The 13,848-nt window shown below is 52.5% G+C and carries 14 protein-coding genes; 9 read left to right on the top strand and 5 right to left on the bottom strand.

Going from position 1 to position 13,848, the window contains the following annotated elements; genetic code table 11:
• Positions 1-7: 7 nt before the first annotated feature.
• Entirely contained in the window at positions 8-313 is a 306-nt protein-coding gene (locus tag METLU_RS0111630) for a hypothetical protein (protein ID WP_027158360.1), read from the bottom strand.
• A gap of 716 nt (positions 314-1,029) precedes the next feature.
• On the opposite strand from METLU_RS0111630, the gene METLU_RS0111635 reads away from it, so the two are divergent.
• The 9 genes from METLU_RS0111635 to METLU_RS0111680 all read left to right on the top strand — a co-directional run bounded on the left by METLU_RS0111635 (position 1,030) and on the right by METLU_RS0111680 (position 10,053).
• Entirely contained in the window at positions 1,030-1,431 is a 402-nt protein-coding gene (locus tag METLU_RS0111635; RefSeq protein ID WP_027158361.1) for a GNAT family N-acetyltransferase, read from the top strand.
• 53 nt (positions 1,432-1,484) lie between these two features.
• Positions 1,485-1,871, top strand: a complete 387-nt coding sequence (locus tag METLU_RS0111640; RefSeq protein WP_027158362.1) for a VOC family protein — start codon at positions 1,485-1,487, stop codon at positions 1,869-1,871.
• A 445-nt stretch (positions 1,872-2,316) separates the two neighbouring features.
• Positions 2,317-3,927 carry a di-heme oxidoredictase family protein gene (locus tag METLU_RS25220; RefSeq protein ID WP_081679088.1) on the top strand — a complete coding sequence of 537 codons (1,611 nt, stop codon included), beginning with the start codon at positions 2,317-2,319 and terminating at the stop codon, positions 3,925-3,927.
• 90 nt (positions 3,928-4,017) lie between these two features.
• On the top strand, positions 4,018-4,458 hold the full coding sequence (locus tag METLU_RS0111650; RefSeq protein ID WP_196806534.1) for a DUF1772 domain-containing protein: 441 nt from the start codon (positions 4,018-4,020) through the stop codon (positions 4,456-4,458).
• A gap of 270 nt (positions 4,459-4,728) precedes the next feature.
• The gene (locus METLU_RS0111660; protein WP_196806535.1) at positions 4,729-5,676 is read left to right on the top strand and encodes an amidoligase family protein; all 948 of its coding nucleotides are present in this window, start codon (positions 4,729-4,731) and stop codon (positions 5,674-5,676) included.
• Complete coding sequence (locus METLU_RS0111665; protein WP_027158365.1) at positions 5,649-6,338, top strand: gamma-glutamyl-gamma-aminobutyrate hydrolase family protein; 690 nt, start codon at positions 5,649-5,651, stop codon at positions 6,336-6,338. Before METLU_RS0111660 ends, METLU_RS0111665 begins: the two co-directional genes overlap by 28 nt.
• 3 nt (positions 6,339-6,341) lie before the next feature.
• Complete coding sequence (locus METLU_RS0111670; RefSeq protein ID WP_027158366.1) at positions 6,342-6,767, top strand: YqaA family protein; 426 nt, start codon at positions 6,342-6,344, stop codon at positions 6,765-6,767.
• Between the two features lie 131 nt (positions 6,768-6,898).
• The gene (locus METLU_RS0111675; protein WP_027158367.1) at positions 6,899-8,830 is read left to right on the top strand and encodes an aconitate hydratase; all 1,932 of its coding nucleotides are present in this window, start codon (positions 6,899-6,901) and stop codon (positions 8,828-8,830) included.
• Positions 8,831-8,928: 98 nt separating this feature from the next.
• The gene (locus METLU_RS0111680) at positions 8,929-10,053 is read left to right on the top strand and encodes an AI-2E family transporter (RefSeq protein WP_027158368.1); all 1,125 of its coding nucleotides are present in this window, start codon (positions 8,929-8,931) and stop codon (positions 10,051-10,053) included.
• Between the two features lie 230 nt (positions 10,054-10,283).
• Here METLU_RS0111680 and hemN read toward each other — a convergent pair whose 3' ends face one another.
• Genes hemN through METLU_RS0111700 form a run of 4 tightly spaced genes read right to left on the bottom strand, consistent with a single transcriptional unit; the run spans position 10,284 to position 13,847 of the window.
• A complete protein-coding gene (gene hemN, locus METLU_RS0111685) occupies positions 10,284-11,663 on the bottom strand; it encodes an oxygen-independent coproporphyrinogen III oxidase (protein ID WP_027158369.1) in 1,380 nt (459 codons plus the stop codon).
• The gene (gene ccmI, locus METLU_RS0111690) at positions 11,663-12,862 is read right to left on the bottom strand and encodes a c-type cytochrome biogenesis protein CcmI (protein WP_027158370.1); all 1,200 of its coding nucleotides are present in this window, start codon (positions 12,860-12,862) and stop codon (positions 11,663-11,665) included. The genes hemN and ccmI overlap by 1 nt, the downstream gene beginning before the upstream one ends.
• Positions 12,859-13,317 carry a cytochrome c-type biogenesis protein gene (locus METLU_RS0111695; RefSeq protein ID WP_027158371.1) on the bottom strand — a complete coding sequence of 153 codons (459 nt, stop codon included), beginning with the start codon at positions 13,315-13,317 and terminating at the stop codon, positions 12,859-12,861. Before METLU_RS0111695 ends, ccmI begins: the two co-directional genes overlap by 4 nt.
• Complete coding sequence (locus tag METLU_RS0111700) at positions 13,314-13,847, bottom strand: DsbE family thiol:disulfide interchange protein (protein ID WP_027158372.1); 534 nt, start codon at positions 13,845-13,847, stop codon at positions 13,314-13,316. Before METLU_RS0111700 ends, METLU_RS0111695 begins: the two co-directional genes overlap by 4 nt.
• Position 13,848 lies beyond the last annotated feature (1 nt).

A 13,848-nucleotide genomic window follows, 5' to 3' on the forward strand; every position in this document is an offset into this window, starting at 1 on the left:
CACCCATTTAAAACGGCGCTGACTCGGACACGTCCGGTTCAGCGCCGTTCGTCCTGCCCTTGATTGAATCAATCATATTTTTCACTGCCTCCACAATGGTTTTACCCGTTACAAAATACGGCTCGACGTCCGTCCCGACCGGAGCAGAAACAAACACGCCGACGTTTGCGTTGCCGCCGCTATAGTAGCTATAGCTAAACGCCCACTTATCGACAGTAACGCACACCGAACGCCCGCTAACGCCGACATTAAGCAAAGCGGTTTCTACGACGCTAACCGCCCGCCGTTGTTTATCCGCTAATTCAACTGGCATGAAACTCCCCAAAGGAAGATTAGAAACCTCAAATCACAAAAATATTCATAATTTGAACCGATTTCTTATCTGTGTATTGATCACATCTGCAAACTCGCTAATAGAAAAAAATCGCTCCCGTTTTCTACTGTTTTTCAGGTACTCTGACGGTAGCTGAAAACAAGCAGATATTTATACTCATCTATATGAATATATTCATATTTTACCAGAAAAACACAATAGTTTTAATAATTTATCAGAAAATTTCTATTGAATTTTACAGCCATTCAAAGCCTCTTGGATGACCTGAAAACCTTTTAAAACCGATCATCAAAACAGATGATTTTGCGCCGTAAAACCCTAGCGGAAACTCAGGCTGCTGCAAGCCAGATACAAGCGGGAAAACACCACCCTTCAGAATCAGCCGATACCTTGGCATCCATGTAGGCCGATAGCTTTACTCAGCAGACTTTCAGACTATATCTGTTGGCTTCTGCACAGGCCCTGCACAGTTGTAAGCTCGCTTTTCTCCGGAGATAATGAATATCCGCACACCTGTAGCGCGGTCACTTAACTGATTAAAGTGCACAGCAAAAACGCTTGTCCTGGACGTTAATGCAGTGTTAGAGTTCGAGTCTCTTTTTACATCAACAATAAATGCAATGTATGACACTTCTTGGGACGTCTCACTACGAGTTGGATGAAGTCGCTGTGCCATACGGCTAGACTTTAGCGCCATGTCAGTAATTGAATACCGCCACAATTTTCCTCTTGCAGCCGCAGATGTGGCTGCGGTTTTTGATGCCTCCGGCATTCGTCGCCCCACCCATGATTTGGCGCGGATTGAGCGCATGTTTACTAATGCCGATCTCTGCCTGTCTGCTTGGCACGACGGCAAGCTTGTCGGAGTATGCCGCGCGCTGACTGACTTCAGTTATTGCTGCTATTTATCCGATCTTGCAGTGGCCAAAGCCTATCAAAAACATGGCATCGGGCGTGAGCTTATTGCCCATATCCGCGCGGCTATCAGTGATGAGGTGGCGCTTATTCTGTTATCGGCCCCTGAAGCCATGGCGTACTACCCCAAGGTCGGCTTCGAAGAAATCGAAAATGGTTTCATCATCAAACGCAATCGCTAACTTTCAGCCTGACCGGGCATTTAACAGAAGAGGACGAATGTGGTGCCTGCTCAATGAAAATAGATAGCCTCGACCATCTGGTACTGACCGTCAAAAACATTGAAACGACCTGCGCCTTTTATGCGAAAGCATTGGGCATGGAGGTCATTATCTTCGGCGGCGGGCGCAAGGCGTTGTCATTCGGCTCGCAAAAGATCAACTTGCATGAGCATGGCAACGAGTTTGAGCCAAAGGCCCAACAGCCAACACCGGGCTCTGCCGACTTATGTTTTATCACCTCCGTGCCTCTGCCTGACGTGGTAAACCATCTTGATTCATATGGGGTAACAATAATAGAAGGCCCAGTGCAGCGCACAGGCGCGACGGGGCCTATTCTGTCTGTTTATTTTCGTGATCCTGACATGAATCTGATTGAGTTATCCAATCGTATGTCTCCCTGATAAGGTTGACTTGCGCTGTATACCCGCAACCTGCGCATACAGAAGCTTCTCAAAGCTCCAATTACTCGTAAAAAAGACTGGCAGCCATTTCCCTGACAAAAATGCACATCAAAAATACATCAAAATAATTGTCTTGAATTCTATTGCGCTGCTAGAGTTCTAGCTATCCATTTAAGCGTAATGTATACCCTCTTTTGGGTTAATCATTCCAGTGGAGCAACCACAAGCGGTGTTTTACACCGTTTGCAACCAGTCAACTCAATTTTGATATTAGATCGCTCCATTCGCTATATCCAGTAATATTTCGCATGATTATTATTAACAAGCTCACCATGGTAACAAGTTAATCCCCATATCTTGGTATAAATCAGGAGAGGTAATTCTGGTGTCGCTAGCAGTTTTTGACCGGACAAGTGGCGAAGGCAATCCAAAATAGGAGACCAGAATGACTACAAAAACTGTACATACATTTATACTCAAATCATGCTGTGGCGGAGTTTTGTTATTAATGGCTGCAGGTGTTCGAGCAGAACTGACCGACGTAACCCAAACGACGCCTAATGTGCCGGGCGGCGCTATCGAAAAATCACTTGAGCAGCAGATTGGCGCAGGACGAGGAGACGAGTTGACGCCTGGCTCATCAATCTATCTGATAAAGCGCGACCCAACCCGCTCGGTTCGTCGCGGGCGCCAACTCTTCCAACGTAAATTTACGCACGATCAAGGCCAGGGGCCGCGGGTGAGCAATGACTCGACTGGGGATATTCATGAAAATCCAGCACTGGGAGCCGGAATGACGGACAGTTGCGCAGCCTGTCACGGCCGCCCGAAAGGTGGAGCAGGATTTGGCGGCGACGTAGCCACCCGGCCCGATAGCCGTGATGCGCCTCATCTTTTCGGTCTCGGCCTTGTGGAGATGCTGGCGGACGAAATCACGAGCGATCTGCGCGCCATCAGGGACAAAGCACTGCAGCTTGCCGTTAGAACAAAAAAACCCGTCAAATTGCCGCTTGAGAGCAAGCAGATTCACTACGGATTTATTCAGGCATTGCCGGATGGGGAAATTGATACTTCCATGGTAGAAGGTGTAAATTCGGATCTCCGCGTTCGCCCTTTCTTTGCCCAAGGCGGCGAGTATTCCATGCGCGCATTCTCTGTTGGCGCCTTCAAAGACGAGATGGGGCTAGAGTCTGCGGACCCTGTGCTCTGTCAGGCTACGGATCCAAATTTTCCAATCAAGACCACGAGCCCAACTGGCATGATATTCGATCCAGCCTTGGACAGAATCAAGCACTCACCTGTTTGTGACGCCAACGAGGACGGCGATGGTGATGGTGTAGTCAATGAGATCGATCCCGCCATCATTGACCATATGGAGTTTTATCTGCTGAACTACTTTAAACCTGGTACGGGCGAAATGACTGCACGCGCCAAATCCGGTCTGAAGTTGATGAAGAAAATCGGATGTACCGGTTGTCATGTAGAAAGCCTGCGCATCGAACATGACCGCCGTGTCGCCGATGTCGAGACTCGCTTCGATCCGAAGAAGGGAATTTTTAACCGTCTTTTTGCAACCGCCACAACGCTCTACGATACCGTCGACGACGGCCAGGAGTTTCCAAAGCTGCTTCCCAAGGGGAACGACTTTCTCGTCAAAAACTTCTTCGCAGACTTCAAGCGCCACGATCTCGGGCCGGCATTTTACGAAAGACAGTACGACGGAAGCCTGATGACAAAATTCATGACCGAACCACTTTGGGGGGTGGGCAGCACAGCTCCCTATGGTCACGACGGGCGCAGCATTAACCTTAAAGAAGTGATTCTGCGCCATGGTGGCGAAGCACAGGAATCAAAAGAAACGTTTGCCGAACTTGATGATAACAAACAACAGATGATTCTCGAGTTTCTTGCTGCTCTGGTGCTGTTCCCGCCTGATGATACGGCGTCAAACCTGAACCCTGGCAATCCTGGAGCTGATAACCTGCAAGACCCTGCGGAACACGGCAGTATCAACCTGGGGGCACTGTTCCAGATCCCGGCAGAGGGAAAGGAATAAAATATGGCGCATCTGGCGACTGGAGAAGGATGCCGCAAAAAGCGCTTCTTCGTGAACTTGAAACGTTAAAAACATAAACAGGACAACGCCGTGCCAACCTTACAAGCAAGCATGCAATTTGTAGCAACTCTGGCTTGCGGCATCTTTGCCGGAGCGGCGATCTATATAAATGCTGTTGAGCATCCAGCGAGAATGTCGTGTGGCACCTTGGTGGCGGCTATCGAATGGGCGCCAAGCTACAAACGAGCCACATGGATGCAAGCCCCGCTCGCCGTATCCGGTTTTTTATTCGCGCTCATTGCGTGGTTCGCCGGAGCTGGACTGAAGTGGCTTATCGGCGGTGTTCTGTTAGGTCTGGTGGTGCCATTCACCTTTATCGTGATTATGCCTGTTAACAAGCGCCTCTTGTCGCCCGATCTCGATAAGAACTCGGAAGAGGCGCGGCAACTCTTGGAAAGATGGAATAGACTTCATGCCGTGCGGAGCGCTCTAAGTACGTTGGCTTTGATGATTTTTTTATTGAACTTCTAACTCGGCGCTGTAACGAAAATGCCCCAAAGCCGCCGCCCCACTTTAAGCAATTTGACTTATTGATCTTTATTGACCTGACTGGATAATGGAGATAGCTTTTTCAAAAACAGCTCGCGCTTGATCTGTTCTGGTTCATTGATTACGATTGCCGTATCCTGACCTGGCGCCATCCCGGTTCCGGCTCAACCCGCACCTCCAAAAACACAGGCATTTATGCATCAGGCTCCTACATTCCTTCTTCCTCCCATCAGCACCACAACGTCGGGAGACATGAGGCGAGTGGGTGTGGAACTGGAATTTGCAGGACTCCCCATTAAAGAGATTGCCCGACTGATCCGCGAGCAGTTCGGCGGCACCATATTGACCAACAGCGCTTACGAGAACACCATCGCGGGCACGTGTCTGGGTGATTTCAGAGTCGAGCTGGATTTCCAGTATCTGAAGAAAAAAGGCCGCGACAAGCTGGATCCCGAGGATCCTTTTGCCCTGCTCGATGAATGGTCGGAGCAGATCGTGCGCATAGCGGCCGAACAGATTGTGCCTTTTGAAATCGTTTCACCACCTATTCCGATGGACCGCCTCGGTGAGCTGGAGCTTTTGATTACGAACTTGCGGGCATCGGGCGCCCAAGGCACGGACAGCGGCACACTGTATGCCTTCGGCCTGCATTTCAACCCGGAATTGCCCAATCTGGATCCCGAAACCATCGTCGCTTACCTCAAGGCTTTTCTTTGCCTTTATGACTGGCTGGTTTATCACAGCGAGATCGATCTGACCCGAACAATGACCGGTTATATTGCCCCGTTTCCAACCAACTATATTCGGCAGGTCATTGATGTGAATTACCACCCCGGCCAAAACGCGTTAATCGACGATTACCTGGTCGCCAATCCCACGCGCAACCGGGCCCTGGATATGCTGCCGCTATTCGCCTATCTCGATGAGTCCCGGGCGCTGTCGATCATCGATGATGATCGGATTCATCCCCGCCCCACGCTGCATTACCGGCTGCCCAACTGCCGGATTGACCAGCCTGGCTGGGGTATTGACATGGACTGGCGCAACTGGCTGATGGTCGAAAAGCTGGCCTGCGATGCCGAGTATCTGAATGCCATGTGCCGGGCTTATATGCAATTTCTGGACAGACCTTTAGCCGACTTGTTCAAAAACTGGAAAGATACGGTCGAAACATGGCTGACTCGCTATTGCGCCCCGTAATCGGCGTAACAGGGCCCAGCAAAGGAGGGGATCGCGCCTGGTTTTTCACACGCTATGCCATTCTCGCTGCTGGCGGCGCTCCACTCAGGCTCACACCCAGGCACTCGCATCTGAATGAGGTATTGGACGGTATCGTGATCGGCGGCGGCGATGATATCTATCCTACGCTTTACGAGTCGGAGGAACTGCCCAATACGCGTTATGACAAAGAGCGGGATTTGTTCGAGCTCATGTATATCGAAAAATCCCTGAAACAGGATATTCCCATGCTGGCCATTTGCCGCGGAGAGCAGTTGCTCAACACCTACCTGGGCGGCAATTTACATCAGAATCTGCGCAAACTGCGCCGCCATACGCGCAATCGTTTTACGGTACTGCCGCTGAAAACTCTGCTGGTAGAACCGGACAGTCGAATGAAGGAACTGCTGGGAACCACGCGTTGTCGCATTAATAGCCTTCATACGCAAGCCATCGATCAGTTGGGTAGCGGATTGAAGGTCGTCGGCCGTGATCTGGATAATATTGTGCAGGCGGTAGAAGACCCGTCGAAACTATTCCTGATGGGGGTTCAATGGCATCCGGAATACTTACTCTATCTATCGCGCCAGCGTAACTTTTTTCACACGCTGGTTAAATCCGCACGTCAGAGGCTAGTAAGATAAAACATGAGCGCCTATTTCAGCTTATTTGGGGTGAGTTTTCTGGCCGCCACGCTGATTCCGTTTTATTCGGAAGTGGCGCTGGTCGGTTTACTGGCTACGGGTCATGATCCCTGGCTGCTGTGGCTGTTTGCTTCGACAGGCAATACGCTGGGCGCCGTCGTAAACTGGGTTCTAGGCCGTTATCTGCTGCATTTCGAATACAGCCGCTGGTTTCCGTTCAAGATCTCGCAGCTGCACCGCTACCAGAGTTGGTACCAGCGGTTCGGCGTCTGGTCTTTATTATTGTCCTGGCTGCCGGCCGGCGGCGATGCCTTGACATTTATCGCCGGCATCATGAAGGTGCGCCTTCCGGTCTTTCTGATCCTGGTAGCAGTGGGCAAGGGCTTGCGCTATGCGCTGATCATCGCATTATCCGATCAAATTCTGTGATGCCCGCTATGAAAGGCCGACGACATCAGATTGCTTGGAGTTCACTCAATCCGAGACGAATGCACTGGAAGAACCGCAGACGCGGAAACCGGCGCTGGCGTTCTTACCACTCCATCCGCAGGAGAAAACCCATGCCTAAAAATGTGACGCAAAAATTGATTGAAAGCCATCTGGTCGAGGGCGACATGATTGCGGGGCAAGAAATTGCGCTGAAGATCGACCAGACCCTGACGCAGGATGCGACCGGCACAATGGTCATGCTGGAGCTTGAGGCCATGGAGCTCGATCGCGCCAGGACCGAAGTCTCCGTCCAGTATGTCGATCACAATCTGCTGGAAACCGACTTCAAGAATGCCGACGATCATCTGTTTCTGCAGAGCGCCTGCCGGAAATTCGGCCTCTGGTTCAGCCGCCCCGGCAACGGCGTGAGCCATCCGGTCCATATGGAACGCTTCGGCAAACCGGGCAAAACGCTGCTCGGTTCTGACAGCCATACCTGCGCCGCGGGCTCCTTAGGCATGCTGGCGATCGGCGCCGGCGGCCTCGAAGTCGCCTTGACGATAGCCGGCGAGCCGTTTCATGTGAAGATGCCGAAGATCGTCGGCGTCAAGCTGACCGGGCAACTGCCGGACTGGGTCAGTGCCAAGGATATCATCCTGGAACTGTTGCGTCGTCTCGACGTATCGGGCGGCATCGGCAGGATCATCGAATACTATGGGCCGGGCCTGGACCAGCTCAGCGCAATGGACCGGCACGTCATTGCCAACATGGGTGCCGAACTCGGCGCGACGACCAGCGTATTCCCTTCGGACCAGGCCGTGAAAGCCTTTCTGGAATCGCAGGCGCGCGCTAACGACTGGATCGAACTGCTTGCCGACGAGAGTGCGACCTACGATGAGCATATCGAGGTCAACCTCACGGAACTCGTGCCCCTGATCGCCTGCCCCAGCAGTCCCGGCAATGTCGTGCCGGTCAACGAGGTCGCCGGCAGAAAAGTCTACCAGTGCATGATCGGCTCATCGGCGAACCCTGGACTTCGGGATTTCGCGATTCCCGCGATGATACTGAAGGATCACCCGGTGCATGAAGACGTATCGCTCGATGTCAATCCGACCTCGCGGCAGATCCTTGAAAACATGACGCGCTTAAGCTATCTCGGCACGTTGATTCATCAGGGCGCGCGCATTCATCAGGCCGGCTGCGACGGCTGCATCGGCATGGGACAGGCGCCGGCCACCCACCGTATCAGCCTGAGGACCGTGCCGCGCAACTTTCCGGGGCGCTCGGGCACGAAGGAAGACCTGGTCTATCTTTGCAGCCCCGAGACGGCCGCCGCATCCGCCATCACCGGCGTCATCACCGATCCGCGCACGCTGCCCATGCATTATCCGAAATTTGAGGAGCCGAAAACCTATGTCCTCAATACCGAGGCGCTGGCACCGCCGCCTGAGGACGGATCAAAGGAGGAGCTGGTGAAGGGGCCGAACATCGCCTCGCTACCGGTATTTGATCCATTGCCGCAAAGCCTGGCCGGACCAGTGCTGATGAAGGTGGGCGACAATATCTCGACCGATGAGATCATGCCGGCCGGCGCGAAAGTGCTGCCGTATCGCAGCAATATTCCCGAGATCAGCAAATTCACTTTTTCCCAGATCGACGAGTCGTACTACGACCGGGCCATGCCGTATCGGCAGAGCGGCTCTCTGATCATCGGCGGCATCAACTACGGCCAGGGATCGAGCCGCGAGCATGCGGCATTGGCGCCCCGCCACCTCGGTGTCAAAGCGGTCATCGCCAAGAGCTTTGCCCGCATTCACTGGCAGAACCTCTGCAATTTCGGCATCCTGCCATTGGTTTTTATCGACGAGCAGGATTACGATACGATCGAACTGAACGATAGCCTTGAACTGCCAAACGCCAAGGAAGAAATTCAAGCGGGCGATACGGTCACGGTTATCAACAAGACCCGGAGCAAAACCTTTTTGACCCGGCACACGATGACACAGCGGCAGGTCCAGATGATTCTGGCCGGCAGCGTGATTAATTTATATAAAATCAAGTAAGCACCTAGTAACCTTTTTAAAGCGCTAATCGCTGCCGGCGTGACAAAATGAGATAGTTGCAAACAGGGCAGCCGATTGAACACATACTTTTCAGGTTTATGAATGATTTTTTAAACAGACCTCTCTACCGGGACATCATTCCGGGCATCCTTTTAGCCAGCCTCCTTGTATTGAGCTATATGGTGCTGCGCGAGTTCCTGCTGTCGCTGGTCTGGGCCTTCATTATCGCCTATGTCACCTGGCCAGCTTACCGGTGGCTGCGCCGCCAGATGCAAGGCAAGAAAACGCTCAGCGCGCTGGTCATGACATTAATCATCTCCGCGATCATCTTTCTGGCGGTTTTCTGGCTGGTCGCTTTGCTACAGGAAGAATTGAGGGCAGCCTATCAGACCTTAAGCGCCAGCTTTTCTCAAGGCAACCTTCAATTACCGGGGTTCATCAAGCGCATACCGGGATTAGGCGATTATCTGCAAGACAGCATAACGCGCTTGAACACAGACAGAGCCGGTATGGCGAAACAATTTGCCAATACGGCACAACACTGGCTGGGCGATGTAACTAAGTTTGTAGGTGATATCGGCAACAACCTGGTAAAACTGGCAATTGTTCTGGTCACGGTATTTTTCTGCTTTCGCGATGGCGAAGAAGCGGTCAGGCAGTTACATCAAGGACTGATCCGTTTCCTGGGTAAACACCAGCATGTTTATCTGCAAGCTGCCGGCCACACGACTAATGCAGTCGTTTTCGGGATGGTGCTTGCGGCATTGGCACAAGGCATTCTGGCTGGCCTCGGCTTTTCCGTAGCTGGCGTACAGGCGCCGGTATTATTTGGCGCACTTACCGCCTTGTTCGCCCTGATACCCATGGGCGCGCCGCTGATATGGCTGCCTATCGCCATCGGACTCATTTTTTTGAATGAGGTATGGGCCGGCATAGGGCTGATAATCTGGGGCGTTCTGGTAGTCAGTACGGTAGACAACGTGGTTCGTCCGCTGGCAATCAGTGGCGCCAGTCGGGTGCCTTTTCTCATCGTAATGTTTGGCGTTTTTGGAGGATTGACGGCTTTTGGCGTGATAGGTATTTTTTTGGGGCCAGTCATACTGGCGGTGTTGAGGGCCGTCTGGCAGGAATGGCTGGATCAACAGAAAGAGGAAGAATCTTTGCTGGTTAGTAATACAGCCATCAAGTCGCCCTTGCCTGAACAGGACGAGGCTGCTGATTGACGGCTTGGTAGTGAGCATGAAATAAGTCAGCAAATTGTAGATGCGAATTCATTCGCACTCAACGATAACCATACAATCTTCTGTAAAGCGCTGTGCGTTTCAGGTCGAATTAATTCGACCCTAGAGCGCAGTTAGTGATCCAGTCATCAAGCCATCCTTGCATGAACAAAACGGGATTATTGATTGAAGAGTTCGGAAATTGATGCCGGCGCGAAGTTATTCGCGCTTGCTTAAATCACTTTCGAAAACTGCTGCTGTTTCTGCGCCAGATAGCGGTCGAATACCATGCAGATATTGCGGATCAACAACCGTCCTGCCGGTAGCACATGAATGGTCTGTTCCGACACGGTCAGCAAGCCGTCGGCCTGCATCGGAGCCAGGGCTTTCAGTTCGTCGGCGAAATAATCGTGAAAATCGATGACAAATGCTTTCTCAATAGCGGCAAAGTCCAGATCGAAGTGGCAGATCAACTGCGTGATGACGGCGCGGCGCAATTTGTCGTCATCGTTCAGCTCGACGCCTTTGAAGACCGGCAGCCTGCCTTGTCCGATCAACTGGTCGTACTCGGCCAGCTCTTTGACATTCTGGATATAGGCATCCCCTACCCGGCCGATCGAGGTAATGCCTAAGCCGACCAGATCGCAATCCGAGTGCGTCGAATAGCCCTGGAAATTCCGGTACAGTTTGCCTTCGCGCTGCGCGATGGCGAGTTCGTCATCGGGCTTGGCGAAATGGTCCATGCCGATATAGACATAACCCGCCTCCGTGAGCCGTTGCCCGACCATCTGCAGAATATCGAGCTTGACGTCGGCAGTCGGCAGATCCGCATCGTTGATCTGGCGCTGCGTTTTAAAGCGCGCCGGCATGTGCGCGTAATTGAAGATCGAGAATCGGTCCGGCGCAACGGCCAGAAGCTTGTCCAGCGTTCTGGAAAATGTCGCTACCGTTTGCAGCGGCAGGCCGTAAATCAAATCGATATTGGTCGAACGAAAACCCTCGGCCCGGGCCGAGGCCAGAACCGCGAAGGTTTGTTCCTCGCTTTGCAGGCGATTGACGGCCTTTTGCACGGCCGGGTCAAAATCCTGAACGCCGAGGCTGATGCGGTTAAATCCGAGCTGGCGGAGCTGGTGAATGGTCCGGTCGTCAGTCTCGCGCGGATCGATTTCGATCGAATATTCACCCTGATCATCGTCCCTTAATGAGAAATGCTCGCGCGTCACCTGCATCAGCTTTTGCATTTGCTCATGGCTCAGGAAAGTCGGCGTACCGCCGCCCCAGTGCAGCTGGTTGACGACCCGATTGCGGTCGAACAGGTCACCCTGCATGGCGATTTCTCTATAGAGATTGTTCAAATAAGGCTGCGCATGGCCGCGGTTTTTGGTAACGATTTTATTGCAGGCACAGTAAAAGCAGACCGTATCGCAAAATGGAATATGGAAATATAGCGACAAGGGTCCGCCTGCCGCATTGGACTTTACGATATGCTCACGATATTCCTTGTCGCCGAAGCCTTCGTGCAGTTCCAGAGCGGTCGGGTAAGAAGTATAGCGCGGGCCTGCCTTGTCATAACGATTAATCAGATTCAGATCGAATTTAATAGATTGATCCATTATTTCACTTCGCTATCAATCACGATTATGTTGCGGGTGCGGTCGGCCAAGTCCACTGAATCGATCACACCGATCAGATCCCCGGGCTGCTGAGTTGCATTGCCGGACTTTGAAATACGCGCGATTAGTTTAACCTGATCGAAACGCGATAATTTCATTTCCGGCATCATGGCCATGCTGTCGTTCAGATTCACGGTCAACGGCAGATCCGAAACCTGCTTGCGGACAATCGCCAACGGCATTTTCGGGCCGGATAGTGCCTGGGCATAGATGAAAACGGTATCTTTGGGGCCGATCCTTGACTGAAGCTCGGGCGCCAGACTCACCTCCACCTCGATGTCTTGCGGAGCCTTTTCAGTCGGTTGTTCCTCGGGCACCCGGTTCTCGACATTGGCCATTAAGGTTTGAATTTCCTGCTGCGCTTCAGAACCCGGCGGCAATGATGCTTCCAGCTTGCGCCATAGCTGAACCGCGCCTGTCACATCGCCCGCTTCGGCCTTGGCCATGCCGCCCAGCCACAGACCGGTCATATTATTTGGCTCCAGAGCCAGTGCCTTGAATACCAGTTCGGCCGGTTTTCCCGAGAGTCGTCCGTCATTGGCCATAGCCAGCGCATCGGCATAAGACAGCAGCACTTCCGCCTGATCGCCCAGCAGACGGTAGGCTTGTGCAAAGGCATCGGCGGCTTCCGGATATTGCTGCAGATATTTATAGGATCGTCCCAGCATGAGCCAGCCCTGCGCATCATTGGGATTGCTCTTCATGCGAGCGGCCAAACCGGCCACCATGCGGCTGATATCCTCAGGTCCAGGCGCCGCCGAAGCGTCGCTAGGCCGATCCAGTGAGGCATAACTGCCCAGACTTGCATACAATGAAAGCGCCGTCAGCGGCACCAGCAAAACCAGTACGAAAACCATCCACCGGCCTTTCGTACCGGATGCTTTTACCTGGCCTGGTATATCAAGGTCATCACTGAGCGCGACTTCAAGTTCGGCGCGCTGTTCCTCAAATTGCATTCGGGTTAATGCCCCTGTCTGTAATTGATCCTGAAGCTCGGACAGACGCTGCCGCGCAATGGCAATATTGCGCTGATCCTGATCGGCTGCTGCAATCTCGCGCGGGCGCCATAACGGCGGCAGGACAATCATAAAAGCGGCCAGGATCAACAAGCCGGCCAGCATCCAAAATATCGTAGTCAAGATTTATCCCCTTTTTCCAGCAAGCTGTGTATCTTTTGCCGCTTCTCGGCGCTGATCTCGGCCGTTGCAGGAGTCCTGTTGCGCCGGACGAATACAAATACGGTAATCAGGCCAATTATCAGAAAAACGGCCGGACCGATCCACAGCAAACCGGTTTTGGCCTTGAAGGGTGGATTATATAAAACGAAATCGCCGTAGCGCTGGGTCATGAAATCGGCGACATCCTGCTTCGTCTTGCCCTGCTGAAGCATTTCATAGACCTGCCGGCGCAAGTCCTTGGCCAGATCGGCATTGGAATCGGCAATGGTCTGGTTTTGACAAACCAGACAGCGCAACTCCGATATCAAATCATCATAGGCCTGCTGCTGCTCGGCATTGGAAAATTCCTTATATTCAACGCGGGCGCCGGCAAAACCGGACAGGGTCAACAGCAAGACCAGCATTAAGATTTTCATGAGTTTTCTGCCTGTAATTTAGCGATCAGAGGGAGAAAGATGGTCTGAACGTCTTGCGAGGTCACAGGTCCCGTATGCTTGTACCGGATCACGCCTTTTTTGTCGATAACGAATGTTTCCGGCACGCCGTAAACACCCCAGTCTATGCCGATACGGCCATCCTGGTCCATGATGCTGACGTCGTAAGGGTTGCCTAGTTGGGTCAGCCAGTTTTTCGCCGCATCCGGCTCATCCTTGTAGTTCAGACCGACAATGACAGCGGCTTTCTGCTGCGCCAGCTGATTCAGTATCGGATGCTCGGATCTGCATGATACGCACCAGGAAGCCCAGACATTGAACAGCCAGACTTTTCCTTTCATATCGGTCTGGCTTAGTGTTTCGGAAGACGCGCCGAGTTTGGGCGCCGAAAACGCCGGCGCCGGCTTATCGATCAGCGGCGAAGGAATATCGCGTGGATTCAGGTTCAAACCCACGGCCAGAAAGACGGCCATGATGATAAAGATGACTAACGGGATAATATATTTAAGCATG

Source organism: Methylobacter luteus IMV-B-3098, from assembly GCF_000427625.1.
In the GTDB taxonomy this organism is placed as follows: Bacteria; Pseudomonadota; Gammaproteobacteria; order Methylococcales; family Methylomonadaceae; genus Methylobacter; species Methylobacter luteus.